This window comes from Microbulbifer sp. YPW1 (assembly GCF_013367775.1).
In the GTDB taxonomy this organism is placed as follows: Bacteria; Pseudomonadota; Gammaproteobacteria; order Pseudomonadales; family Cellvibrionaceae; genus Microbulbifer.
On sequence record NZ_CP055157.1, the window covers coordinates 2,046,175 to 2,072,021 of the forward strand.

General features: G+C 58.5%; 21 protein-coding genes. 12 read left to right on the forward strand and 9 right to left on the reverse strand.

Annotated features, from left to right (window positions below):
* Positions 1 to 27: 27 nt before the first annotated feature.
* From HUW35_RS08565 to HUW35_RS08575, 3 genes are all read right to left on the reverse strand, one after another.
* Complete coding sequence (locus tag HUW35_RS08565; RefSeq protein ID WP_219932671.1) at positions 28 to 1,590, reverse strand: SpoVR family protein; 1,563 nt, start codon at positions 1,588 to 1,590, stop codon at positions 28 to 30.
* The gene (locus tag HUW35_RS08570; protein WP_181255156.1) at positions 1,590 to 2,870 is read right to left on the reverse strand and encodes a YeaH/YhbH family protein; all 1,281 of its coding nucleotides are present in this window, start codon (positions 2,868 to 2,870) and stop codon (positions 1,590 to 1,592) included. Before HUW35_RS08570 ends, HUW35_RS08565 begins: the two co-directional genes overlap by 1 nt.
* A 378-nt stretch (positions 2,871 to 3,248) precedes the next feature.
* The gene (locus HUW35_RS08575; RefSeq protein ID WP_181255157.1) at positions 3,249 to 5,171 is read right to left on the reverse strand and encodes a PrkA family serine protein kinase; all 1,923 of its coding nucleotides are present in this window, start codon (positions 5,169 to 5,171) and stop codon (positions 3,249 to 3,251) included.
* A 396-nt stretch (positions 5,172 to 5,567) separates the two neighbouring features.
* On the opposite strand from HUW35_RS08575, the gene galE reads away from it, so the two are divergent.
* The 3 genes from galE (at position 5,568) to HUW35_RS08590 (ending at position 8,455) form a co-directional block, all read left to right on the forward strand.
* A complete protein-coding gene (galE, locus tag HUW35_RS08580) occupies positions 5,568 to 6,593 on the forward strand; it encodes a UDP-glucose 4-epimerase GalE (RefSeq protein WP_181255158.1) in 1,026 nt (341 codons plus the stop codon).
* Between the two features lie 185 nt (positions 6,594 to 6,778).
* Complete coding sequence (locus HUW35_RS08585; RefSeq protein ID WP_181255159.1) at positions 6,779 to 7,573, forward strand: CPBP family intramembrane glutamic endopeptidase; 795 nt, start codon at positions 6,779 to 6,781, stop codon at positions 7,571 to 7,573.
* A 96-nt stretch (positions 7,574 to 7,669) separates the two neighbouring features.
* Complete coding sequence (locus HUW35_RS08590; RefSeq protein ID WP_181255160.1) at positions 7,670 to 8,455, forward strand: CPBP family intramembrane glutamic endopeptidase; 786 nt, start codon at positions 7,670 to 7,672, stop codon at positions 8,453 to 8,455.
* 43 nt (positions 8,456 to 8,498) lie between these two features.
* Here HUW35_RS08590 and HUW35_RS08595 read toward each other — a convergent pair whose 3' ends face one another.
* Genes HUW35_RS08595 through HUW35_RS08615 form a run of 5 tightly spaced genes read right to left on the reverse strand, consistent with a single transcriptional unit; the run spans position 8,499 to position 15,220 of the window.
* On the reverse strand, positions 8,499 to 9,323 hold the full coding sequence (locus HUW35_RS08595) for a symmetrical bis(5'-nucleosyl)-tetraphosphatase (RefSeq protein WP_181255161.1): 825 nt from the start codon (positions 9,321 to 9,323) through the stop codon (positions 8,499 to 8,501).
* 13 nt (positions 9,324 to 9,336) lie between these two features.
* Positions 9,337 to 10,158 carry a 16S rRNA (adenine(1518)-N(6)/adenine(1519)-N(6))-dimethyltransferase RsmA gene (rsmA, locus tag HUW35_RS08600; protein WP_181255162.1) on the reverse strand — a complete coding sequence of 274 codons (822 nt, stop codon included), beginning with the start codon at positions 10,156 to 10,158 and terminating at the stop codon, positions 9,337 to 9,339.
* A 43-nt stretch (positions 10,159 to 10,201) separates the two neighbouring features.
* Positions 10,202 to 11,203 (reverse strand): 4-hydroxythreonine-4-phosphate dehydrogenase PdxA, encoded by a 1,002-nt coding sequence (gene pdxA, locus HUW35_RS08605; RefSeq protein ID WP_181255163.1) that lies wholly within the window; start codon positions 11,201 to 11,203, stop codon positions 10,202 to 10,204.
* Positions 11,204 to 11,207: 4 nt separating this feature from the next.
* Positions 11,208 to 12,584: a peptidylprolyl isomerase gene (locus HUW35_RS08610; protein WP_181255164.1), complete on the reverse strand. Its 1,377-nt coding sequence runs from the start codon at positions 12,582 to 12,584 to the stop codon at positions 11,208 to 11,210.
* Positions 12,584 to 15,220 (reverse strand): LPS-assembly protein LptD, encoded by a 2,637-nt coding sequence (locus HUW35_RS08615; RefSeq protein ID WP_181255165.1) that lies wholly within the window; start codon positions 15,218 to 15,220, stop codon positions 12,584 to 12,586. The genes HUW35_RS08610 and HUW35_RS08615 overlap by 1 nt, the downstream gene beginning before the upstream one ends.
* 320 nt (positions 15,221 to 15,540) lie before the next feature.
* Here HUW35_RS08615 and HUW35_RS08620 point away from each other — a divergent pair, with 320 nt between their 5' ends.
* The 8 genes from HUW35_RS08620 to trpC all read left to right on the forward strand — a co-directional run bounded on the left by HUW35_RS08620 (position 15,541) and on the right by trpC (position 23,540).
* A complete protein-coding gene (locus HUW35_RS08620; RefSeq protein WP_181255166.1) occupies positions 15,541 to 16,650 on the forward strand; it encodes an aminoglycoside phosphotransferase family protein in 1,110 nt (369 codons plus the stop codon).
* A gap of 8 nt (positions 16,651 to 16,658) precedes the next feature.
* Positions 16,659 to 17,354: an N-acetylmuramate alpha-1-phosphate uridylyltransferase MurU gene (gene murU, locus HUW35_RS08625; RefSeq protein ID WP_255463570.1), complete on the forward strand. Its 696-nt coding sequence runs from the start codon at positions 16,659 to 16,661 to the stop codon at positions 17,352 to 17,354.
* Between the two features lie 218 nt (positions 17,355 to 17,572).
* Entirely contained in the window at positions 17,573 to 18,241 is a 669-nt protein-coding gene (rpe, locus tag HUW35_RS08630; RefSeq protein ID WP_181255167.1) for a ribulose-phosphate 3-epimerase, read from the forward strand.
* 301 nt (positions 18,242 to 18,542) lie between these two features.
* Positions 18,543 to 20,024: an anthranilate synthase component I gene (trpE, locus tag HUW35_RS08635; protein ID WP_181255168.1), complete on the forward strand. Its 1,482-nt coding sequence runs from the start codon at positions 18,543 to 18,545 to the stop codon at positions 20,022 to 20,024.
* A 36-nt stretch (positions 20,025 to 20,060) separates the two neighbouring features.
* On the forward strand, positions 20,061 to 20,918 hold the full coding sequence (locus HUW35_RS08640; RefSeq protein ID WP_181255169.1) for an ion transporter: 858 nt from the start codon (positions 20,061 to 20,063) through the stop codon (positions 20,916 to 20,918).
* Positions 20,915 to 21,493: an aminodeoxychorismate/anthranilate synthase component II gene (locus tag HUW35_RS08645; RefSeq protein ID WP_181255170.1), complete on the forward strand. Its 579-nt coding sequence runs from the start codon at positions 20,915 to 20,917 to the stop codon at positions 21,491 to 21,493. Before HUW35_RS08640 ends, HUW35_RS08645 begins: the two co-directional genes overlap by 4 nt.
* Before the next feature lie 213 nt (positions 21,494 to 21,706).
* Complete coding sequence (gene trpD / locus HUW35_RS08650; protein WP_181255171.1) at positions 21,707 to 22,741, forward strand: anthranilate phosphoribosyltransferase; 1,035 nt, start codon at positions 21,707 to 21,709, stop codon at positions 22,739 to 22,741.
* 4 nt (positions 22,742 to 22,745) lie between these two features.
* Positions 22,746 to 23,540 (forward strand): indole-3-glycerol phosphate synthase TrpC, encoded by a 795-nt coding sequence (gene trpC / locus HUW35_RS08655; RefSeq protein ID WP_181255172.1) that lies wholly within the window; start codon positions 22,746 to 22,748, stop codon positions 23,538 to 23,540.
* A gap of 102 nt (positions 23,541 to 23,642) precedes the next feature.
* On the opposite strand, the gene HUW35_RS08660 is transcribed toward trpC, so the two are convergent.
* Positions 23,643 to 24,770: an S-(hydroxymethyl)glutathione dehydrogenase/class III alcohol dehydrogenase gene (locus tag HUW35_RS08660; RefSeq protein WP_219932672.1), complete on the reverse strand. Its 1,128-nt coding sequence runs from the start codon at positions 24,768 to 24,770 to the stop codon at positions 23,643 to 23,645.
* Between the two features lie 182 nt (positions 24,771 to 24,952).
* Between HUW35_RS08660 and HUW35_RS08665 the strand changes: the two genes are divergently transcribed.
* Entirely contained in the window at positions 24,953 to 25,834 is an 882-nt protein-coding gene (locus HUW35_RS08665; RefSeq protein WP_181255173.1) for a LysR substrate-binding domain-containing protein, read from the forward strand.
* The last annotated feature ends 13 nt before the right edge of the window (positions 25,835 to 25,847 follow it).

The window sequence follows — 25,847 nt, forward strand, 5'->3', positions numbered from 1 at the left end:
AGCTCCCCCTTTGCTGGTCGCCGATCATCAGATTGGCTTGGGCACCAGCATGGATTCCTCTTCCTCCGATCTGTCTCTGCCCTGTTCGGGGCAGTGGTAGCTCTCGGTAATCTCATCGCCATTGAGGCTGTGCAGGTGCACGTCAAACCCCCACAGACGATGCAGGTGCCTCAGTACTTCAGTGGTGTCCTTGCCCAGCGGGCGACGCTGGTGCTGGGTATGGTGCAGGGTAATGGAGCGGTCACCGCGAGTGTCCACGGAGTAAACCTGGATATTTGGCTCGCGGTTGCCCAGGTTGTATTGCCCGGCCAGCTTTGCCCGCAGTTCCCGGTAGCCCTCTTCATTGTGAATGGCGCCCACCTCAATTTCCTTTTCCCGGTCGTCGTCGGAAATACAGAACAGTTTCATATCGCGCATCACCTTGGGTGACAGGAACTGCAGGATGAAACTTTCGTCTTTGAAATCCCGCATGGCAAATTGCAGGGTCTCTTTCCAGTTGCTGCCGGCAATGTCCGGAAACCATGCGCGGTCTTCATCCGTTGGGTTTTCACAGATTCTGCGCAGGTCGGTAAAGATACTGAAGCCCAGCGCGTAGGGGTTGATACCGTTGTAGTAGGGGCTGTCATAGGGCGGCTGGTAAATCACGCTAGTGTGGCTGGTGAGGAACTCCATCATGAAGCCGTCTGTCACCTTGCCGCGCGCGTGCAGTTCGTTCAGCAGCGTATAGTGCCAGAAGGTCGCCCAGCCCTCGTTCATTACCTGGGTCTGGCGCTGTGGATAAAAGTACTGCGCCAGCTTACGAACGATGCGCACCAGCTCCCGCTGCCAGTTTTCCAGTAGCGGTGCATTTTTTTCAATGAAGTAGAGAATATTTTCCTGCGGCTCTTCCGGGAAGCGGTGTGGTTGCGCGTGCTCTTCTGCTCCACCCAGCTTGGGAATGGTTCTCCACAGGTCGTTCAGCTGACGCTGGCGATATTCCTCGCGCTCCTTCTGTCGGCGCTCCTCTTCGTGGGCGGAAATGGGATAGGGGCGCTTATAGCGATCCACGCCGTAATTCATCAGTGCGTGGCAGCTGTCCAGCAGCGCTTCTACCTCATCCACACCGTGGCGTTCCTCGCAGCGGGTGATGTAATTTTTCGCAAACAGCAGGTAATCGATGATGCTGCTGGCGTCGGTCCAGGTTCGGAACAGGTAGTTGCCCTTGAAGAAAGAGTTGTGGCCGTAACTGGCGTGGGCGATGACCAGCGCCTGCATGGTCATGGTGTTCTCTTCCATCAGGTACGCGATACACGGATTGGAGTTGATCACAATCTCGTACGCCAGCCCCATACGTCCGCGCTGGTAGTTGTTCTCGACACTGATGAACTGCTTGCCGAAAGACCAGTGGTTATAGCCCACCGGCATACCCACCGATGAGTAGGCGTCCATCATCTGTTCGGAGCTGATGATTTCTATCTGGTTGGGATAGGTGTCGAGGCCAAATTCCTTGGCCAGCAGCGCGATTTCCCGGTCGTACTCCTGGATGAGCTCGAAAGTCCACTCGGAGGTGGTGGAGATGGGCTGCTTGTTATTGATCGCTGTATCTAGCATCAGGCTGCAACCTTCTGGGTAAATAACTGGCGGAATACCGGGTAGATGTCACCTACATCGATAATCTGCTCCATGGCGAAGTGTTCGGGAAACAGTTGCTCGACACTCCGGTATTCATCCCACAGGGCCTGGTGGTCTCTGGGGGTGATTTCCACGTAGGAGTAATACTGTACGTGGGGCATGATGTCGTCGATCAGAATTTTGTGGCAGGTGCTGGAGTCGTCGTTCCAGTTGTCGCCATCGGATGCCTGTGCACCGTAGATATTCCACTCGCTCGCGGGATAGCGCTCGGCCATGATGTCGCGCATCATTTTCAGCGCACTGGATACGATGGTACCGCCGGTTTCACGGGAGTAGAAAAATTCCTGCTCATCCACTTCCTTGGCACTGGTGTGGTGACGGATAAAGACCACCTCGGTGTACTCGTAACTGCGCTGAAGGAACAGGTACAGCAGCAGGAAAAACCGCTTGGCCATATCCTTGGTGGCTTGGTTCATGGAGCCGGATACATCCATCAGGCAGAACATCACCGCCTTGGAGCTGGGGCGCGGTTGCTTCACCAGCAGGTTGTATTTAAGGTCGAAGTCGTCGAGGAACGGGATGCGTTTGATACGGCTCCGCAGGTCTTCGATCTCGAGGAGCAACTGATCCACGCGGCGCTGGTCGCGCAGTGCGGCATCCTTGCTCTCCTCTAGTTCGAGTTCCTGTTGTAGTAATTTGAGGTTGCGACGCTTGCCGCCGCTAAGTGCAATACGGCGGGCGTTGGCGGCGCGCATGGAGCGCACGACATTGAGCCTGCCTGGGGTACCTTCATTACAGATACCAGCGCGGACTACATGGAAAGAGTCATTGCCGGCCAGCTTGCGCTTGACCATGTTCGGCAGCTCTAACCCTTCGAACATGAAGTCGAGAAATTCCTCTTGGGAAATCTGGAAAACAAATTCGTCCATTCCCTCGCCACTGTCGCTGGCCCCGCTGCCGCCGCTACCCTGGCCTTGCCCCTGACCCGGGCGGGGAATACGGTCCCCGGTAATGAACTCTTTGTTGCCGGGCAATACCTGCTCCATATGACCCCCGCGGCCATTGGAGAAAGTAGGTTCATTGAGATCGCGGGTGGGAATACTGATTTTTTCGCCGGTACCCATATCGGTGATGGATCGGCTGTTCATGGCTTCGCCGACGGCTTTCTTGATATGTGACTTGTAGCGCCGCAAAAAACGCTGACGATTGACGGTGCTTTTCTTCTTGCCGTTGAGACGGCGGTCGATGATGTAACTCATTGCTTTACTGCCTTATGTTGCGGTGCGCTGCAGTGCCACTTGTTTCTTTGGTGGCAGCGCTGCTGCTGGGGGCAGTTTGTGAGACACGCCGTTAACCCATCCCGGGGGCTTGTCTGTCGGGTCCCTCCGACGGACAGTCTCACAAACTGCCCCCAGCAGCAGCGCTTTCGCATAACGTCCGGCAATCTTTCTCAACCCTTTCAGTGCGAAGTCCAGAGGTTGAGCTGTAGGCCCTGGTACCGGTAGTGCTCTTCGAGACTGTCGAAAAGAGGGACCTTTTCGACAAGCCCCCATGGATGGGTTTACGGCGTGTCTCGAAGCGCACTACCGGTGACAGGGCCGCCACCGTAGGACTTAAAGGCACTAACCCGTCGCCTCTTACTGAGACTTCCGCACCCGCAGATACCACTCGGAAAGCAGTCGTACCTGTTTCTCGGTGTAACCGCGTTCGACCATGCGGGCGACGAAGTCGGCGTGCTTCTTCTTATCGTCCGCAGAGGCCTTGGTGTTGAATGAGATTACCGGCAGCAGATCCTCGGTGTTGGAGAACATCTTCTTCTCGATAACCGCGCGCAGCTTCTCGTAAGATCTCCAATCCGGGTTTTTGCCCTGGTTGCCGGCGCGGGCGCGCAGAACGAAGTTGACGATCTCGTTGCGGAAATCTTTTGGATTGGAAATGCCCGCAGGTTTCTCGGTTTTTTCGAGCTCCTCGTTCAGCGCTGCGCGGTCGAGAATCTCGCCGGTTTCCGGATCGCGGTATTCCTGATCCTGAATCCAGAAATCGGCATAGGTCACATAGCGGTCGAACAGGTTCTGTCCATACTCTGCGTAGGACTCTAGATAGGCAGTCTGGATTTCCTTGCCGATAAAGTCGACGTAGCGCGGCGCCAGGTATTCCTTGATGAAGCCCAGATAGTTTTCGTGTAATTCTGGTGGGAACTGCTCCTGCTCTATCTGTTGCTCCAGTACATACAGCAGGTGTACCGGGTTGGCGGCCACTTCGGTGGCATCGAAATTGAATACCTTGGACAGAATCTTGAACGCGAAGCGTGTTGAGAGGCCATTCATGCCCTCGTCTACACCGGCGTTGTCGCGGTATTCCTGGATGGTTTTTGCTTTAGGGTCTGTGTCTTTCAGGTTTTCCCCGTCGTACACCCGCATTTTCGAAAACACACTGGAATTGTCTGGATTTTTGATGCGTGAAAGCACCGAGAACTGGGCCAGCATGCGCAGGGTGTCCGGTGCACAGGGGGCTTTCGACAGCGAGCTGTGTTCCAGCAGCTTGTCGTAAATCTTGATTTCTTCCTTAACCCGCAGGCAGTAGGGCACCTTGACGATATAGATGCGGTCGAGGAATGCCTCGTTGTTGCGGTTGTTGCGGAAAGACTGCCATTCGGACTCGTTGGAGTGCGCCAGGATCACACCGTTGAATGGAATTGCCCCCAGTCCTTCGGTGCTGTTGTAGTTGCCTTCCTGGGTTGCCGTCAGCAGTGGGTGCAGCACCTTGATCGGCGCCTTGAACATTTCCACAAATTCCATCAGGCCCTGGTTGGAGCGACACAGGCTGCCGGAGAAGCTGTAGGCATCCGGATCATTTTGCGGGAAGTCTTCCAGCTTGCGGATATCCACCTTGCCCACGAGCGAAGAAATATCCTGGTTGTTTTCATCGCCGGGCTCGGTTTTGGCGATGGCCACCTGATCGAGAATCGATGGGCGGATCTTCACAACCTTGAATTTGCTGATGTCGCCCTTGTACTCGTGCAGGCGCTTCACTGCCCAGGGAGACATGATGGTATTTACATAGCGGCGCGGAATACCGTAATCCTCTTCCAGAATCTGGCCGTCTTCGGAGGGGGAAAACAGGGCTAGTGGAGATTCGAATACAGGGGAGCCCTTGATGGCGTAAATGGGGATCTGCTCCATCATGGCCTTTAGGCGCTCCGCCAGCGAGGACTTGCCGCCGCCTACCGGGCCGAGCAGGTATAGAATCTGCTTCTTCTCTTCGAGGCCCTGGGCCGCGTGCCGGAAAAAGGACACAATTTGTTCAATGGCATCTTCCATGCCGTAGAACTCGGCAAATGCCTTGTAGCGCTTGATGACTTTGTTGGAAAAAATACGCGAGAGTCGGGGGTCGCGGGAAGTGTCGACCAGCTCGGCTTCACCGATCGCCATCAGCATGCGCTCTGCGGGAGAGGCATAGGCGCTGCGGTCGTTTTTGCACAGCTCCAGGTACTCCTGGATAGTGAGTTCTTCCTCCTGAATCGACTCGTAGCGTTCCAGGTAGTGATTGAATATCGACATGGTGTACGACTCCCTGTAGCGTACCGCGTCAGTAACCGGCCTCCTGCCGTGGAGTACCTACTGCGCTGCAGCGTAGTGATGACCGCGAATACATCCCGCAACGAATGCTGAAGAGCGCTGACGCGCGAGAACGCTATCTTTATTACCTATTGGATTGCGCGACGATGCTGCTGTCGCAACAGGGGGCCTGCTATCAGGTCCCGCACTTTCAGGATAGTCAGCGCTCCGGGTTCAAAGGGGTAAACCGCACAAGATGGGTTGAGAGGCGCGCCATTTTTGCGAAGCTGGTTCGTGGCGTAAAATATGCTGTAAAGTGATGTGTCCTGCTGGGACGGGTGACGATCGCTGCGCCTGGCATGCATTTCGCGACAGAAAAACGGACAACAAAGGAAGATCATGAAAGTTCTGGTAACTGGTGGCGCCGGCTATATTGGCAGCCATACCTGTGTCGAGTTGCTGCAGGCGGGCTACGAGCCCGTGGTGGTAGACAACCTGTGCAACAGCAGCGAAGAGGCTTTGCAGCGGGTAGAAGCCATTACCGGAAAATCCGTGCCCTTCCACCGTGTGGATATCAAGGATGCCGACGCCCTGCGGGAAGTTTTTCGCCAATATGCGGTGTCTGCAGTAATCCACTTTGCTGGACTCAAGGCCGTTGGCGAATCTGTTTCCCTTCCTTTGCGGTATTACCAGAACAACGTTGCCGGCACCCTGACCCTTTGTGAGGTGATGGCAGAGTTCGGCGTTCACCAGCTGATCTTCAGCTCATCCGCCACCGTTTACGGCGATCCTGAATCGGTTCCCATCCGCGAAGGCTTCCCTACCGGCGCCACAAATCCCTACGGTGCCAGCAAATTGATGGTTGAGGATATCCTGCAGGACCTGTGCAAGGCGCCTGGCAATCAGTGGAAGGTCAGCCTGTTACGCTACTTCAACCCCATTGGTGCGCACGAGAGCGGCACCATTGGTGAAGACCCTGCGGGCATTCCCAATAACCTTTTGCCCTATGTGGCACAGGTTGCGGTAGGGCGTTTGCCCCGCCTGCAGGTATTCGGTGACGATTACCCGACGCCCGATGGTACCGGCGTGCGCGACTATATCCACGTGGTGGATCTGGCCCGCGGCCACCTGGCAGCGCTCAACAAGCTGCAAAAAGCGGAAACCGAAACCGGCTGTTATACATACAACCTGGGCACCGGTCGCGGCAGCTCCGTACTGGAGATCGTGCGCGCGTTTGCCGATGCAGCCGGCCGGGAAATTCCCTACAAGATCGTTCCCCGTCGTCCCGGTGATATCGCCGAGTGCTACGCGGATCCAAGTTACGCAGAGCAAGAGCTGGGCTGGAAAGCCGAGCTGGACCTGCAGCGGATGGTGGAAGATACCTGGCGCTGGCAATCACAGAACCCGAATGGCTATGTGAAGTGATCGCCGCGTATTGAACGCAGTTAGAGAAACGGGCCACAAGGCCCGTTTTTTTTGTGCGTGAAATTCACCCGCAGCTGACAGGGGGCGTGTAATGTCGTGTAACCGCAGAACTATTGATCTCCGAGAGAATTCACTTAATCATCGGGCGCGAAACGATAACTCACAATAAAACAAGGATATTGAGTATGGAAATAGCTACTGAAGAATCAACGGGGGGAGAGGTGGAGCAGGCCACTGGTGCGACGAACATCCAGCCGAACCCCTGGCGCGCGACCGGCTGGTTGGTTGTGTTTGCCCTGTTACACATGCTCGGGGTGTTTTTTTACATAGCCGGCTACGGTGGTTACCTCGGTGCACAACTCGGCGCCCAGGGCGAGGTCGTGGATCCGGCCGCTGTGCAGATGCAGATCGCCGAGCATGTTACCCAGCCGGGCGCCATGGCGGGAATGTATCTGGCCCAGTTTGTGCTGATACTGCCGGTGCTGCTGCTGGTATCCCGTTTTAAAGGCCAGACTGCTGCCCAGACACTGGGCATTCAGTCATTCTCAATGAAGCAGGTGATGCCATGGCTGGGCGTGCTGGCGATATTTCTGGCCGTGCAGACTGCCGCGGCTCGGTTATTTAATATCGAGCAAGGCGAGTTCATGGAGATGCTGGCGGGCAGCAAGCACCTGCTACTGGCGCTGGTGCTCGTATTCGCTGCGCCACTATTGGAAGAACTGGTATTCCGCGGCTATCTGTTCCGCGCTTGGCGCCATACCCGGCTCGGCTTCAGCGGTACCCTGCTGCTGACTTCTGTGTTGTTCACCCTGCTGCACTGGGGGCAGTACAGCTTGGTTCAGCTGAGCTTTGTATTCACTCTCGCATTGATTTTGGGTTTTGCGCGGGAAAAGAGTGGTTCGGTATTGTTGCCGATGTTGCTGCACTTGGGCAACAACCTTGCTGCAGCGGTTTTGGTTCTGTATCTGGGAATCTTGTAACAGCAAGTCATAAAGCGCTTAGCGCAGGTGGCGTAGTACCACCTGCGTTGAAACTGATTTTTGGATTCCTGTAATCGCTAGAATGTAAGCCGTTCAATGAAAGAAATTGAAATTCTCCAAGGTTCCTCGGAGGGCTCCACTCCGCCGTCAACTGTGGATGATCCTATAAGAAACAATGTCCGCGCGGATGAAAGTAGTCCCTGGTTTTCCATTAGCTGGTTGTTTGCATTTCTAATCCTGCATTCTTTAGGCGTCGGGCTTTACATCGTGGTATTGCGTGTTCAGGGCGTCGTGGATGCACCTCATCAAATTGAGGAGTACTTGATGAGGCCGGAGTCCCTGCCCGGTCTTGTTTTTTATGGCTGGATATTTGTGATTCCTGCACTGATCTTGGCGGCGCGTTCCAGCCAGCGGTCTTGGCGGCAGGGGTTGGCACTTGTTCGATTCAGTCCAAGGCAGCTACCGTTCTGGTTGCTCATACTAATGGTTTATCTGCTGTTCGAGACTCTTGCAGTGAAGGTGTTGCAGATCAGTGTTGGGGAATTCATGGAGCAGATGGTGGGGCAGAAAGGTCCACTGTTGATTCTTAGCATTGTGGTTTTCGCTCCGGTAGCGGAAGAGTTGCTATTCCGAGGATACCTTTTTAATGCGTGGCGTCATAGTCGTATTGGTTTGTCAGGAACGCTTTTATTAAGTTCGTTTCTGTTTGCGCTGGTGCACTGGGGGCAGTATGGCGTGGTGCCACTATTTTTCATATTCGGCGCCGGCCTGTTAATGGGTGTTGCCCGGGAAACAAGTGGCTCTGTGTATCTGCCAATGATTTTGCATGGCTTGGCAAACCTGGTGAGTGTAATTATGGTGAATTATCTGGGGCTGGTTTAAGGGTTGTTAGTCGGCCGTATTATGGCCCTGGTGCCGATATGTCTTAAATTGTGCAGTCCGCGCAGAAAAAAGCTTCATCCTCCAGCCGCATGGCGGTGAGATATCCACCCCACACACAGCCCGTGTCCAGCGCATATACATTCTTTGTGTTGGCCTCGCCTTCCAGCGCTGCCCAGTGCCCGAAAATAACCCGGTCGTTTTTGGTTTTGCGGTTCTTGTAGCTGAACCACGGCTTGTAGTCGTGGTGTGCGGCCAGTGGTCCCTGTTTGGTGACCAGATCCAGGGTGCCGTCTTCCTTGCAGAAGCGCATGCGGGTGAAGTAGTTGGTAATTGAGCGCAGGCGCTCCACTCCGATAAGGTGATCGCTCCACAGGTGCGGTTCGTTGCCGTACATGCCGAAGAAATAGGCCTCTGCCATGGCCGGGTCCTGCAGGGTTCTGTGGACCTCTCCCGCCAGTTCCAGAGCCTTGCTCATGCTCCACATGGGTGGGATGCCCGCGTGCACCATGGAAAAGTATTTATCGTTTACTTTCTTGTGCACCATCAGCGGCTGTTTCTGGAGCCAGCCGAGCAATTTATCGGCGTCTTTGGCTCGCAGGACTTCGGCTAGATCGTATTCCTTATCGGTCAGGCGTTTGGCGCCGTGGGCGATGGCGAGCAGGTGGAGGTCGTGGTTGCCGAGTACTGCGGTGACCTGGCTGCGGTGCTCGTAAAGGAAGCGCAGGGTGCCGAGACTGTCCGGACCGCGGTGCACCATGTCTCCGGCCAGCCACAGCTTGTCCTTGTCGGCGTTGAAGCGGACTTTCTTCAGTAGTCTTTGAAGCGGTTCCAGGCAACCCTGGATGTCGCCAATTGCGTAGGTGGCCAAAAGCTTTCCCCGGTTATTCTGTCGCAGACTCTGGCGGTGTCATCTGGCTGCAGTAGTTTGCCAGTTCCACGTACTCTTTCACGCTCAGTGTTTCCGGACGGCGGCTGGTGTCCACCGGTAGCTGCTCCGGATCGAGGTTCGGGAACAGGGGCTTTAATGCATTGCGCAGGGTTTTTCGGCGCTGCTGGAAGGCGACGCTGACGATACGCTCCAACAGCTGCTCATCTTGTGCCGGGTGCGGCAGTGTCTGGTGGGGTACCAGGCGCACAATGGCCGAGTCCACTTTGGGTGCGGGGCGGAAGGACTGAGGTGGCACCGGGAACAGGCCCTGCACCCGACAGTAGTACTGCGCCATCACACTCAGGCGGCCAAAGGATTTTACGCCGGGCACCGCGCTCAGGCGGTCGACCACTTCCTTCTGCAGCATGAAATGCATGTCCTGAATCTTGCCGCGAAAACTCAGCAGGTGGAACAGCAGTGGCGTCGAGATGTTGTAGGGCAGGTTGCCCACAATGCGCAGCTGATCACCGTCTCCCTCGGCGAGACTGCCAAAATCAAATTTCAGTGCGTCTTTCTCGATGATGGTGAAATCCGGATAGTCGCGGAACTTGAACTCCAGCATCGGGATCAGGTCCCGGTCCAGTTCGACCGCGGTCAGCGAGGGGCACTTGTCCAGCAGCAGTGCGGTGATCGCGCCCTGGCCGGGGCCAATCTCCACAAGCTTGTCGGTATCCTTGGGGCCGATGGCGCGCACGATACGTTCGATGATGTTCTCGTCTACAAGAAAATTCTGGCCGAAACGCTTGCGCGCTTTGTGTTGGAAAAAATTGTCCATGAAACTTTTCGTATGGGTAATAGGTTGCAGCGCGCCGCAAAGATCACATGGCGCGCAGTCGTACCAGCTCGACGGCCTGGCTCAGGGCGGCGTTGAGGCTGCCGGTATCGGCAATTCCCGTACCGGCAATATTGAGTGCGGTGCCGTGATCCACGGAGGTGCGGATAAACGGCAGTCCCAGGGTGATATTGATGGCGCGCCCGAATCCCTTGAATTTTAACACCGGCAGGCCCTGATCGTGGTACATCGCGAGCACCGCATCACAGCGCGCCAGTTGTGGCGGGGTAAACAGGGTGTCGGCGGGCAGGGGGCCGATCAGCTCGAGACCCAGGGCGCGCAGGGCGTCCAGTGCCGGCTCGATGACCTCTATTTCCTCTCGCCCGAGATGGCCGCCTTCCCCCGCGTGGGGGTTGAGCCCACAGACGCCGATACGGGGGCGCTCGATCCGGAACTGCTGCTGCAGGCTGCGGTGCAGAATGGTGAGGACCTGCTGCAGCGACTCCCCGTTGATTGCCTGGCTGACATCCTTCAGCGGGATATGCGTGGTGGCCAGGGCTACCCGCAAGTCATCTGCGGCCAGCATCATCACTACTTTTTCCACACCCGCCTGTTCCGCGAAGAATTCGGTATGGCCGCTGAACGGCACCCCGGAGTCATTGATCACGCCCTTGTGTACCGGTCCCGTCACCACGGCATCGAAGGTGCGCTTTATACAGCCTTCTGCAGCGCGACGCAGGGTTTCCAGTACGTAGGGGCCGTTGGCGGCGTCGAGTCGCCCGGGACTGGCGGGCGCGGCGAGGGATACCGGCAGGATATGCAGGGCGCCCTCGGGGGTGACGGTAGCGGGTTGGGTTGGCTCGAATGGTATTAGCTGCAGGGATTTGCCCCGGCGGGCAGCTTCCTGGTGCAACAGCTCCGGATCGGCAATGGCGACGACCTGTGCGCCTGCGATGTCTGGGGTGCGCCCGGAACTGGCGAGTTTGACTGCCAGCTCCGGGCCGATTCCGGCGGGCTCGCCGGGAGTAAATGCGATACGCGGGATCATCCGGTTACTGGCTTTCGCCCTCACCTTCCGCCTTGCTCTCGCCTTCTTTTGGCTCGCCGGAATCCTTCAAATCCGGCAGCTTGATCTCCACATAGGCCTGATCGCGGATTTCCTGGCGCCAGTTCTGCAGCTCTTCCTCATAGCGGCGATTGCGCAGCAGGTTGGCCGCCTGATTGCGGATGTACTGATCGGTCATGTCCTGTTGGCGGCGGCCTTCCACCTGCAGCAGGTGCCAGCCGAACTGGCTGCGGAATGGCATGCTCAGCTCTCCCACCGGAGTGTTGTTCATGGCCTGGGTAAATTCGGGTACGAACTGGCCGGGGTTGGACCAGCCCAGATCACCACCCTGCAACATGGTGCCGATGTCTTCGGAGTTGTCCTTGGCGGCGTCTTCAAACTTCAGGTCGCCGGCGGCAATTTTTTCCCGCAGGTCCATCAGCAGTTTGTAGGCGGCATCGTCATCGCGGATGGCGGAGGTCTTGACCAGGATATGACGCACCTTGGTCTGCTCCACCACCTGCTCGGTGGCGCCGCGCTGCTCGTGGATTTTGAGCAGGTGGAAGCCGGCATCACTGCGGAATGGCTTGGTGGTGTCGCCCACACCCAGGCCTTCCAGCGCATCGGCAAACAGGGTGGGCAGTTCTACGGTTTTACGCCAGCCCAGGTCGCCGCCCTGCAGGGCGTTCTGGCCCGCGGAGTTAGAGATTGCCAGGGCGCGGAAGTCTTCGCCGGCGTTGGATTTTTCATAGATGGATTCGGCCTTGGCGCGGGCCTGCGCCACTTCTTCAGCGGGCGCGCTGGAGTTGACCGCAATCAGGATATGTCCCAGCTGGTACTGGGGGGATTTCCAGAACTCGCCCTCTTTGGAGCGCAGGAAGTTGTTGATGTCCTGATCGGTAATCTGGATACGGCGGCTCACGCTGCCCTGTTCGACCCGGCGGATAATCAGTTCCTGGCGGATCTGTTGGCGGAAGGCATTGTTGGAAATGCCGTCGGCTTCCAGTTTGCGCTGAAACTCTTCCGGTGACGCGCCCATATTCTGCTGCACCCGGGCAATGGCCTGGTCCAGCTCTTCCTCGGAGATGGTGACGCCGGCGCGGGACCCCATCTGCAGCTGCAGGCGTTCGACAATCAGCTGTTCCAGTACCTGGCGGCGCAGCACATCGATCGGCGGCGCCTGTACGTTCTGGGCGGCGATCTGCTGGGCGATGGTATTCAGCCGCTGCTGCAGCTCGCTGGCCATGACGACATCGTCGTCCACCACGGCCACAACCCGGTCGAGTTTCTGCACCTGCGCGACAGCGGGGAGGGCGAGGGCGCACAGGGCTGCCAGGGTCAGCAGTCCGCGGCGGGAGGAGGTGAACATCTGCATTATTGTCATCACTGTTTCAGTACTTCTCTCTGTTCAAAGTTGGCAATGCCCTGGCTGAGCATGCGGGTGACCGAGCCGCCGAGGCCGGCCAGTCCCTTCAATTGCAATTCAATATAGATGCCTTCGTCGTATTTCAGCTCTTCCGGAGGCACCACATCTGCCAGGTCGTTATCCAGCTCGCGCCGCCACAGCACGCGTGTGCGGTAACAGCAGGTGTCATATTCGAGTCCGGCAAGGTACTCCAGTTCCCTGTCAAAGGTGAAATCGTAGTTGGCCCGGGCAAGGATGGAAAGCCGGTCATTGATGGGCCAGGCAGTGGAAACGTCTGCCTGCCGGACGGGGCCACGGATCAGGAATGTGTTGGTGGCGTCGAAAACCTCTTCCTTGCGCAGGTAGCGGTAGCCCACGTTGAACAGGCGGAAGTCGTCGTCCAGATAGCGCAGGGTGAAGTTGCCGCGATTGATGGTGTGGTCGGTGTCGTGGTAGATCACCTCGCTGCTGATACGCAGGGAGTCGGTTGGCCGGCTCTCCAGGCGCGCGGCGAACTCGGATCGCGGCACATCTTCAATAAATTCGGCCAGTTCGATGCGGCTGGCCTGGGAATAGAAGATCTGTCCGGCGCTCGCGGCGAACAGGTCGCGACCGCTACGCGGATCCACAAAGCGGGTGGTCAGGCCGATGGCGGCGCGATCGGCGTCGTCGATACGGTCGTTGCCGTTGAAGCGGCTGCTGCGGAACAGCTGGTCATAACTGAAGGTGAACAGCGACGTGTCGTAGAGCAGGTTGTTACTCTTGGGGTCGGTGCCGCGGATATCGCTCACATCAAGAAAGTCGGTCTGGTCTGCTTCGCTGCTGCCCATCAGGAACAGGCGCGGTTCCAGTGTCTGCACATACTCGCGCTCGAACAGATTGCCGTTGCGCTCGAAGAACAGGCCGCTGTCGATGGTGATCTGGCCGGCGGAGGTTTCCGGGGTGTCCATGGCGGGGTTCGCGAGGAAAGTGTCCGCCAGTTCATAGCCAAGGTAGATTCCGGTGATCTCCGGGTTGAAGAACCCCCACAGCCACTGCTTGTCCCAGCCGAAGCTGTAATCCACGCGGGTGCGTTTCGCGTTGATAAAGTTGCGGGTGCGCTCGATGACACTATCCGGGTCGTCCACATTATCGATAAAGCGGATGGTCTGGGTGTCGGCGTGATCGAAGCTGGTGATTTCGTGGTCCATCAGCAGCTGCCAGTCACCCCACTTGTAGTTGCCGTTTACATTCACCCGCGGCAACTGGCTGAACGTGTCATAGCGATCCTTGACCAACTGCTGGTACTCCTGGGCGCGGACACTGGCGCTCCAGTGCTCGCTGGTCAGGCTGGCTTGTGCCGACTGGCTCAAGCTGGTGAGGGCGCTCGAACTGACATTTTTGGGCGACTGCACGTCGGCGTTGTCGAGGTCGCGGAAATAGTCCGGGTCGCTGACCTTGGTGTAGTCGATACGGGTGCGCCACAGGCCACCGTCGCCGCCGGCCTGGTCCAGGTTCAGGTACCAGCGATCCTCGCCCTTGGCCGGCAGCACCAGATCTTCCGGAAAGCCCTCGTTGATCAGGCGGCGGGCGTCTTCATCGTTGCCGCCCTTGTCGTTAGGCAGGCCGGCCATGCGCAACTCGGTATTGAACTTGCTGCTCAGGTGGCGGGTCTCTAGCTCCAGGCCGGTGCCGCGGTACTGCACGTAGCGCGGCACGATAGTGGCGTCCAGCTGCGGGGCTATGTTCCAGTAGTAGGGGATGGCGATATCCCAGCCATTTTCCTCGCTGTTACTGATGGCGGGAAACAGCAGCCCCGACATGCGCTCGTCGCCCACGGGAAAGCGCAGGTAGGGGAAATAGAACACCGGGATATCGGCAATCTCCAGACGCACATTGCGCGCGGTACCCTGACGCTCCACGTTGTCGATGGAGATTTCGCCGCCAACCATTCGCCAGAAAACGTCGTCCGGTTCACAGCGGGTGTAGTTGCCTTGGGTCAGAATCAGCTCCCCGCTGGCTTCGCGGGATGCAAAGCGGGCCGAACCGTGCACAAACTCATCGTGGACCACATAAGTGGCATCTTCGATGGAGGCGGCCTTGCTGTCGGTGTGGACCTCCGCGGCCTTGCCGCGCACCAGCAGACTGGGCTCGCGCATTTCGATGGCGCCGCTCAGGTAGGCGGTGCTCTCTGCGCGGTTGACGTTCACCTCGTCGGCAAACAGCTGGCGGTAGCCCTGGGTGATGTGCACATTGCCGCGCAGCTGGGCAGTACCGTCTTCCAGCCAGTTGGAGCTGTCAGCGGTGGCGCGTAGGGGGGCGTCTTCCGGCAACTGGTCCGAATTGGGGTAGAAGCGCTGCGGTTCGATAAACGCGCCGCCACAAATCGGTGCCAGCGTGCTGCGGGAGGCCGGATCCAGCTGGGATCGGGGAAACCAGTCCAGATACAGGTAGGCGTTGTCCTGCTGTACGCTGCCAGTGTCCGTAGTGGCCTGGGGCGCAGCGGTCTCTTCTGCGACTGCCGCTGCTGAACACCACAGGGGTTGGGCAGCGAGCAGGCCGAAAGCGAGGGAGCGCGGGCGTGATAATTGTCCAATGGCTAGCGCAAGGCGGCGCCAGCGGGAAGCTTCCAGCATCGAGTGAATGGTTCCAGCTATCTTTAGAGTCTGTTCCGTTGGCGAGATTGCGCGATCAGTGCGCGGTTGCGCTTCCCGAGTTTGCAGGGAACTCCAGCCAGTGAGACAGAATCTGCGGTGAAGTCCGCAAAATGTGACGATGCCGAAAAGGCTGGTGCGCAAAAATCAGCGGTCGATTCTACTTGAATGGCCGTACCCATGGAAACAATAGCGGGTGATCCGTCGCGCCAGCGCAGTTACAATGCGCAGTTTTTAGGCGGCCGGAGCACCGGGCGGGCCCAACGCCTGTCAAAAATAGTAAAGATGTATACAGGTGGCGGATGAATGAATGTGTAACCCAGGCCCCGGATGAGCGCCGCGAACAATTGCGCCTGTGGGCCGCGCGCGCCTTGCAATCCGGGCACGACGCGCTGCAAGTGCCGCCGCTGGAGAACAGTCTGCACCTGTTGCCGCTCTCTGGCGATGCCGGCTTTCGCCGTTATTTCCGCACCGATACCAGCCCGACACTGATCGCAGTGGATTCCCCGCCGGAAAAAACCAATGTGAAGCGCTTTGTCGCCCTGGCGGACTACCTGCGTCGCAACGGTATCCACACCCCGCTGGTGATCGCTGCGGATATAGAGCAGGGCTACATGCTGCTTGAGGATCTGGGAGACACCCAGCTACTGCGCGAACTGAATGCCGATAGCGTGTCCGGCCTGTACGCAGAAGTGATGAATGAGCTGCTCGGCCTGCAGCAGATCACGCGCGCCGAAGGCCTGTTCCCTCCCTACAATCGCGAACTCCTGCACATGGAAATGCGCCTGCTGCCGGAGTGGTTGATCGGTAAGTTACTGAAGCGGGAGCTGAGTGACGCGGAGAACCAGCTGCTGGAACGTACCTTCGCTCTCCTGCTGGACAGTGCCAGCGCACAGCCGCAGGTGCTGGTGCACCGCGACTATCACAGCCGCAATCTGATGATTCGCGACGGTGAGCGCCCGGGGGTGGTGGATTTCCAGGATGCCGTGTGGGGGCCGGTCACTTATGACCTGGCATCCCTGTTGCGGGACTGTTACATCCGCTGGCCACAGGACCAGGTGGAAAACTGGGCCCTGGCTTATGCCTCATCGGCGATCGATGCCGGCGTCATCCCGCCGGTGGCTGCGGAAACTTTCCTGCGCTGGTTCGACTGGATGGGCCTGCAGCGCCACTTCAAAGTACTCGGCCTGTTCCCGCGCCTGTACCTGCGCGATGGCAAGCACGGCTACCTGCCGGATCTGCCGCTGGTGATCCGTTACACTCTTGAAGTGTGTGACAAATACGCCGAATTGCAGCCCTTCGCGAACTGGTTTCGCGAAGAAATCCTGCCATTGATCGAGCAGCAGGACTGGTACCGCGATTATCTCACCGCCGGCGAACGGCAGGCGGTGGAAACCGAACTCCCCGAATAAGCGCGAAGATGACTGCCAGACAAGATAACGTCCCCGCCGCCATGGTGCTCGCCGCCGGATTCGGCAAGCGCATGCGGCCGCTCACCGATCGCATGCCCAAACCGATGATCCCGGTGCTGGACAAACCGTTGATCGAATACGCCCTCGAGCGTCTCGCTGCCGCCGGCATAAAAAATGTGGTGATCAACCTCGCCTATCTCGGCGAGCAGATTCGCGAACATCTGGGTAATGGCGAGCGCTGGGACATCAGTATCCAATACTCACCGGAAGACGAGCCCCTGGAGACCGCCGGTGGCATCAGCAGAGCCCTGCCGCTGCTGGGCGACGCCCCGTTCCTGGTGGTCAACGGTGATGTCTGGTGTGACTTCGATCTCTCCCGGTGGGTCGACAACCCCCTGCCTGCGGACTGTCCCGGTCGCCTGTTGATGGTGCCCAACCCGCCGCACAATCCCGAGGGTGACTTTGGTATCGACAGTGGGTTGCTCTCCGGTAGCACCAAGCCGCGCTACACCTATGCGGGCATCAGCTATCTGCGCCCGGAAATCCTTACGTCTTACCCCCATGCCCGCGAGCGTTACGGCCTCGGCGAGGTTTTCGCCCACAACGAAGATTTGATGCAGGCGGAAGTGTACGAGGGGGATTGGTGTGATGTGGGGACACCGGAGAGGCTGAGAAAGCTGGAAGAGAGATTGACGTCGGAATAGCCAAAACGCTAACGAAGCGATAAAGCACAAACTGAAGGTCGGGTGCCGGGTGGAGCTTTTCGGGATCGTCGCAAACAGGATGTTTGCGCCGAAGCGCCCAGTGATGGGTTGAAGGGGGGCGCCTAGCCCGGTCCCGAAAAGCTCCACCCGGTGTCCGGCCGCCACCGGGCCCAAACAAAGCTCCGGGGCAAAAAACCTCCAAGCACTGAGACGAGAAAATGCCGGACTACAAAATTGCACCCTCCATCCTCTCCGCCGACTTCGCCCGCCTGGGTGAAGAAGTCGACAACGTCCTCGCCGCTGGCGCCGACTGGGTGCATTTCGACGTGATGGACAACCACTACGTCCCCAACCTCACCATCGGCCCCATGGTCTGCAAAGCCCTGCGCAACCACGGCGTGGAAGCCCCTATCGACGTGCACCTCATGGTCGAACCCGTCGACGACATGATCCGTATGTTCGCCGATGCCGGCGCCAGCTACATTACCTTCCACCCGGAAGCCAGCAAGCACGTCGACCGCTCCCTGCAGCTGATCCAATCTCTGGGCTGTAAAGCCGGCCTCGTATTCAACCCGGCCAGTAGCCTCGACGCCGCCAAATACGTCATGGACAAGCTAGACATGATTCTGCTCATGTCCGTGAACCCCGGCTTCGGCGGCCAGAAATTCATCCCCGCCACCCTCGATAAGCTCCGCGAAGCACGCAAGCTGATCGACGACTCCGGCTGCGATATTCGCCTGGAAATCGACGGTGGCGTCACCCGCGACAACATCCGCGAAATCGCCCAGGCCGGCGCCGACAGCTTTGTCGCCGGCTCTGCCATCTTCAACCAGGACGACTATGCGGAAGTCATCAAGGCCATGCGCGCGGAGCTGGCACAGGCCTGAGCCCCGCGGCCACCACGGACAGCGCCGGAATACCGGCGCTTGCCCACCCCACAAGACATTTGTAAACTTGCTCGCCGGAATACAGGGAAGCAACTCGACGCTGCGACCCCAACGCTGCGAGAAAGTGACATTGAACTGCACTGCCCACCTCAATAACAGCTGGCGATGGCGCCACTGATCCGCTAGAGCCTGCAGGCCATATGGTCTTCCGGGCGCCTTTCCCGCGGGTAGGATTCCACAACAGAAGCGAAATCCAGGCCCCATTACAAAAAATTAAGCATTGCATAGACCCGGAGTCGCCATGACCCCCAGCGAATACACCCAGCTTGCGTCTGCAGGATACAACCGCATACCGGTCGTCCGCCGCGTACTGGCAGATATCGAAACCCCGCTCACCACCTACATGAAGCTCGCCGCCCGCGACGGTGGCCGCTACAGCTACCTGTTTGAATCGGTACAGGGCGGGGAAAAGTGGGGGCGCTACTCCATTATCGGGTTGCCCGCGCGCACCGTCTTGAGGGTGACCGGTCATGAGGTAACGGTCGAGCGCGATGGCAAGATTGTCGAGCAGGCCGAGGTTGAGGATCCCCTGGCCTTCGTCGAGGAATTCCAGGGGCGCTACAAAGTGCCGGAAATCGAAGGCCTGCCGCGATTTAACGGCGGTCTCGTGGGCTACTTCGGTTACGACTGTGTACGCTATATCGAACCCAAGCTGGCCCACAGCTGCCCACCGGATACCCTCGGCAATCCGGATATCCTGTTGATGGTCAGCGACGAAGTGGTGGTATTCGACAACCTCGCCGGTGCGGTAATTTTTATCGTGCACGCCGACCCGGAGCAGGAAGATGCGTTTGCCGCGGCCCAGCGCCGTCTGGACGAACTGGTAGGGCAGTTGTCGCAGCCGCTCGCCGCGGTAGAACCCCTGGGAATCGACGGCGACCACACCGCGGAGGAGGAATTCACCTCCCATTTCGGCGAGGAGGCATTCAAGCAGGGCGTGCACAAGGTCAAGGATTACATCCTCGCCGGTGACGTGATGCAGGTGGTGCCCTCGCAGCGCCTGTCCGCGCCGTTTACGGTACCGCCGCTCAACCTCTACCGCGCCCTGCGCAGCCTCAACCCGTCTCCCTACATGTACTTCCTCGATCTCGGTGACCACCAGGTAGTCGGGTCCAGTCCGGAGATCCTGGTGCACCTGGAAGACGGCGATATGACCGTGCGCCCGATTGCCGGCACGCGCCGTCGCGGCGCCACCGAGGAACAGGACCAGGCACTGGAAAAAGATCTGCTGGCCGACCCGAAAGAGGTGGCCGAGCACCTGATGCTGATCGACCTGGGCCGCAATGACGTGGGCCGGGTGGCGGAAACCGGCAGTGTCCGCGTCACCGATAAAATGGTGGTGGAGCGGTACTCCCACGTGATGCACATCGTGTCCAATGTAACCGGCAGGATCCGCCCGGAATTAACCGCCATCGACGCCCTGCGCGCGGCGCACCCGGCGGGCACCCTGTCCGGCGCGCCGAAAATTCGCGCGATGGAAATCATCGACGAGCTGGAGCCGGAAAAGCGCGGTGTATATGGCGGTGCCGTGGGCTATCTGGCGTGGAACGGGAATATGGATACCGCGATTGCCATTCGCACGGCGGTCATCAAGAACGAGAAAGTTTATGTACAGGCCGGTGCCGGCCTGGTGGCGGATTCCGATCCGCAATCCGAGTGGGATGAAACCATGAACAAGGCGCGGGCACTGTTCCGCGCCGTGGCCATCGCCACCGGCAAATAACCAAATTGTTTTGAGCCATTGGAAGCAGTTAAACCGATGAGTAGTGAAATTTCAGTAGGACAGAAAAGCAGTTTTGCTGAGCAGTGCCGCCGCCTGGTCGATGCGCCGATATTCAATCAGGTCATCATTGCCCTGATCTCGATAAATGCCGTGGTGGTGGGCCTGGAAACCTCCACCTGGGTGCTGGAGCGGTTCAGCGGCGGCCTGCATGAGATCAACCAGCTGATTCTCGGCGCGTTCATGGTGGAGGCCGCGATCAAGATTATCGCCCACGGCAACCGCCCGTGGCGTTACTTTGCCAATGGTTGGAACTGCTTTGATTTCTCCATCATCGTACTTAGCCTGATCCCGGCGGCGGGCCCCATGGCAACGCTGGCGCGACTGGTGCGCGTATTGCGGGTGCTGCGCCTGGTGTCGGCTTTCCCGGAACTGCGCCTGCTGGTGGATACGCTGCTCAGAAGCCTGCCGAGCATGTTTCATATCAGCTTGCTGATGGGAATTATTTTTTACATCTACGGGGTGGCCGGATATTTTCTGTTCCACGAGATTGACCCGACGCACTGGCGTTCTTTGCCCATCGCGCTGTTGAGCCTGTTCCGTATCGTCACCTTTGAGGACTGGACGGACATCATGTACACCGCGATGGATGCGATGCCTTACGCGTGGATTTACTTCATCAGCTTTGTGGTGATGGGCGCGTTTGTGATGATCAACCTGTTTATCGGGGTGGTACTGAACAATCTGGAAGAGGCCAAGCTGCGCCGTCTGGATGAGCTGGCGATGCCGCCGAGCCAGACTGAAATTCTGCGCGAACTACGCGCAACCCAGGACTCCCTTGCCCGTCTGCAGAAACGACTGGGTGAGGCGACACAGGATAAAGGAACCGAATCATGATCCTGATGATCGATAACTACGACTCTTTTACCTTCAACATCGTGCAGTACCTTGCGGAGTTGGGGGCAGACGTCGTGGTGAAGCGCAACGATGAAATTGCCGTTGCGGATATCGAACAGCTGAACCCGGAAAAAATCGTGATTTCTCCGGGTCCCTGTACGCCGAATGAGGCGGGTATTTCCATGGATACCATTCGCGCTTACGCGGGCAAGGTGCCGATCCTTGGAATCTGTCTCGGCCACCAGAGTATTGGCCAGGTGTTCGGCGGTCGTGTGGTGCGTGCCGGTGAGGTAATGCACGGCAAGACTTCGCCGATTATTCACAATAACCTGGGGGTGTTTCACGGCCTGTCGAACCCGTTCGAGGCGACCCGTTACCACTCGTTGGTGGTGGACAAGGGCAGTCTGCCGGATTGTCTGGAAATCACCGCCTGGACCGAAAACGCTGACGGCGAGATCGATGAGATCATGGGGTTGCGTCACCGCGAGTTGCCGGTGGAGGGGGTGCAGTTCCACCCGGAGTCGATCCTGACTCAGCACGGGCACGATATGTTGCGGAACTTTTTGGAGTCTTGAGGTTTTAGTTGGTGTGCTCCGTGGATGGTCTGGTGGCGGTGCTGCTACCGGGATCCGTTTGCGAGACACGCCGTGAACCCGTCCATGGGGGCTCTTCTAAAACATCCCTGTTTTAGAAGGTCTCGCAAACGGATCCCGGTATCAGCCCCTTAGCTTTGAGTACCGGAGAAATTGCGAACCCCAGGAAACTAAGCTTAGGGAAGGGGAAGAATAATGAATATCCAGCAGGCCATTGCCAAACTGGTCGAAGGTGAACATCTCACCCGCGAAGAAATGCGCGGGGCCATGGGCCAGATCATGCGCGGGGAAGCGGATGATGCGCAGATTGGTGCATTTCTGGTAGCGCTGCGTATGGCCGGTGAGTCCGTTGAGGAAATCACCGGTGCGGTGGAAGTGATGCGCGAACTGGCCACCAAGGTCGATGTGGATCTGACCAACACGGTGGATATTGTCGGCACTGGCGGTGACGGTGCCAACCTGTTCAATGTCTCCAGTGCATCCAGTTTCGTCGCCGCCGCCGCAGGCGCGCGTGTGGCCAAGCACGGCAATCGCTCCGTGTCGTCGTCTTCCGGCGCGGCCGACCTGCTGGAGAAGGCCGGTATCTATCTGCCGCTCACCCCGGAGCAGGTTGCCCGCTGTATCGACGGTGTCGGGGTAGGTTTTATGTTCGCCCCCAGTTATCACAGTGCCATGCGCCACGCCATTGGCCCGCGCAAGGCATTGGGACTGCGCACCATATTCAATCTGCTGGGTCCGCTGACCAATCCCGCTGGGGTAAAGCGCCAGGTGATCGGTGTATTCGATCCCCACTACTGCCGTATGCTGGCGGAAGTGCTGCAGACACTGGGTTCTGAGCATGTGCTTGTACTGCACAGCGACGACGGTCTGGACGAAATCAGTCTCGCCGCGGATACCCGTGGCTGGGAGCTGAAGAATGGTGAGTTGAAGAAGGTCACCATCGCGCCGGAAGATTTCGGTATCGAGCGCCAGAGCCTCGACGGCCTATGTGTAGAGGGTTCTGACCAGTCTCTGGCTCTGATCCGCGATGCCCTGGGCAAGCGCGAAACCGCCGCAGGGGACAAGGCAGCTGATATCATTGCCATGAATGCCGGCATGGCCATCTACGTGAGCGGGGTGGCTGCGAGTCGGGCGGAAGGGGTGAGCATGGCGCAGGACGCCATCTATAGCGGTCTCGCCGGAGAAAAGATCAACGAGCTGGCCGCCTTTACCAGCGCATTCAAAGAGTGAAGTAATGAATACGCCAACAATTCTGAAGACCATCGTCGAGCGCAAATGGGAAGAAGTGGCCGAGCGCAAGCAGCTGGTCAGCCAGGATGAAATGCAGCAGCGCGCCCTGCAGCAGCCTCCCTGCCGCGGTTTTGTAAAGGCCATCGAAGCCAAGCGCGACGCCGGTGAGGCGGCGGTGATTGCCGAAATCAAGAAGGCATCCCCCAGCAAGGGCGTCATTCGGGAAGATTTTATTCCTGCGGAAATCGCCACCAGTTACGAAAAAGGGGGTGCTGCCTGTCTGTCGGTGCTGACCGATGTGGATTTTTTCCAGGGTGCCGACGAGTATCTGCAGCAGGCACGCAATTCGGTGCGTCTGCCAGTGATCCGCAAGGATTTTATCGTCGATCCCTACCAGGTGTACGAAGCGCGCGCCATCGGTGCCGACTGCATCCTGCTGATTGCCGCCTGCCTGGACGATGCGCAGCTCACCAGCCTGAATGACCTGGCGCTGGAGCTGGGATTGGATGTACTGGTGGAAGTGCACGATCGCCAGGAGCTGGAGCGCGCGCTGAAGCTACCCAACCGTCTGATCGGTATCAACAACCGCAACCTGCACAATTTTGAGGTGCAGCTGGAAACCACCTTCAAGTTGCTGGACCTGATTCCCGATGACCGTATCGTGGTCACCGAAAGTGGCATCCACACCACCGACGATGTGGCGGCGATGCGCGGTCACAATGTGGATACTTTCCTGGTGGGAGAGGCGTTTATGCGCGATCAGGAGCCGGGGCGTCGCCTGATGGAGCTGTTCAACTGAGTTGTGCAGTCCAGCGCGATGTTCGCAAATTAAAAAAGCCGGGCTTTGCCCGGCTTTTTTGTGCGTGCTGGCCCTGGCCAACGTTCAGCCGTGAGCCTGCACTCACTGGTCGAAATGGATCACGGAGCGGATGCTTTCACCGCTGTGCATCAGGTCGAAGGCGCTGTTGATCGCATCCAGACCCATGGTGTGGGTGATGAAATCGTTCAGTTTGAACTCGCCCGCCAGGTAGCGCTCGACGTAGTCCGGCAGTTCGGAGCGTCCTTTCACGCCGCCGAAGGCAGTGCCTTTCCAGACCCGGCCGGTGACCAGCTGGAACGGACGGGTGGAGATCTCCTGACCGGCACCGGCGACACCGATGATGATGGATTCACCCCAGCCCTTGTGACAGCACTCCAGCGCGGAGCGCATCACGTCTACGTTGCCAATGCACTCGAAGGAGTAGTCCACACCGCCATCGGTCAGCTCGACGATCACTTCCTGGATCGGCTTGTCGAAGTTTTTCGGGTTGATACAGTCGGTGGCACCCAGCTGACGGGCGAGGTCGAACTTGCTCTCGTTGATGTCGATGGCAATGATGCGCCCTGCCTTGGCCATGGCCGCGCCGATCACTGCAGACAGGCCGATACCGCCGAGACCGAAGATGGCCACGGTCGCGCCTTCCTCTACCTTGGCGGTATTCATGACCGCACCCATACCGGTAGTGACACCACAGCCCAGCAGGCAGACCTCTTCCAGCGGTGCGTCCTTGTTGACCTTGGCCAGGGAAATTTCCGGAAGCACTGTGTACTCAGAGAAGGTGGAGCAGCCCATGTAGTGGTAGATGGGCTCGCCGTTCCTGGAGAAACGGGTGGTGCCGTCTGGCATCAGGCCCTTGCCCTGGGTCTCGCGGATCTTGCCGCACAGGTTGGTTTTGCCGGATGTACAGAATTTGCACTCGCCGCATTCCGGGGTGTACAGGGGGATCACGTGGTCGCCCACCGCAACACTGGTCACGCCTTCGCCCACTGACTCGACGATACCGCCGCCCTCGTGGCCGAGGATGGCGGGGAAGATACCTTCCGGGTCGTCCCCGGACAGGGTAAACGCATCGGTGTGGCACACGCCGGAAGCGATCACGCGGATGCGCACCTCGCCAGCCTGCGGCGGCATAACGTCCACTTCTTCGATGGTCAGCGGTTTACCCGGGCCCCAGGCCACGGCTGCTCTGGACTTGATGGTCTCGGTCATTGCGGACTCCTGTTCTTTACAGGCGGCGTTCTGCCGTCTTAAGGAGCGCAGTTTATCTATTTCCGTTTCGATTATAATCCGTGAGAATTGAAATTCATTTTTGCATATTTGTAATAATGGGTTTCTTGAACGCGGGATGATCGGTGAGTGAGGTGACCGTATAGTGAGCATGGGTAACTGGCATGGGTAGCTGGGAAGGCGTGAGCGAGTTTGTCGCCGTGGCCGAGGCCGGCAGCTTTACCGGTGCCGCGCGCAAGCTGGGTATCTCCACCGCCCAGGTGAGCCGGCAGGTGAGCGCACTGGAGGCGAGGCTGTCCACCAGGCTGCTGTATCGGACTACCCGCAAGGTGTCGGTCACGGAAGTGGGCACGGTGTATTACCAGCACTGTCGCCAGGTACTGGACGGGCTGGCGGAGGCCGAGCGCGCGGTGACCGATCTGCAGCAGGTACCCCGGGGCAGGCTGCGGCTGACGGCGCCGGTCACCTATGGGGAGACCACCCTGGCGCCACTGGTGACTGATTTTGCCCTGCAGTATCCGGAGCTGCAGGTGGAGATGGAACTGACTAACCAGAAGCTGGACCTGGTGGCGGAGGGCTACGATCTCGCCATCCGCCTGGGACAGCTGACGGATTCCAGCATGATGGCGCGGCGGCTGGGCTCGCGCACCCTGTATGTCTGCGCCTCCCCGCACTACCTGTCTTCCCACGGTGAACCCCACAGCCTGTCGGAGCTGGCGCGACACAATTGTCTGCCGGGTACCCTCGACTACTGGCGTTTCCGCGAACAGGGGCGCTCGCGCAATATCCGGGTGAGTGGCAGCTTCCGTTGCAACAGCGGCCGCGCGCTGGTGGATGCGGCGGTGAAGGGCATCGGCATCGTACAGTTGCCGGATTACTACGTGGATGAATACCTGCAGGGTGGGCAGCTGGTGTCGCTGCTGGAGCACTACCGGGAGCAGGATGACGGTATCTGGGGTATCTACCCGCACAACCGGCATCTCTCGCCCAAGGTCAGCATGCTGCTGGATTTTCTCGGCGAATATATCGGTGAAGTTGCCGGTTAGCAGTGTGCCGGTG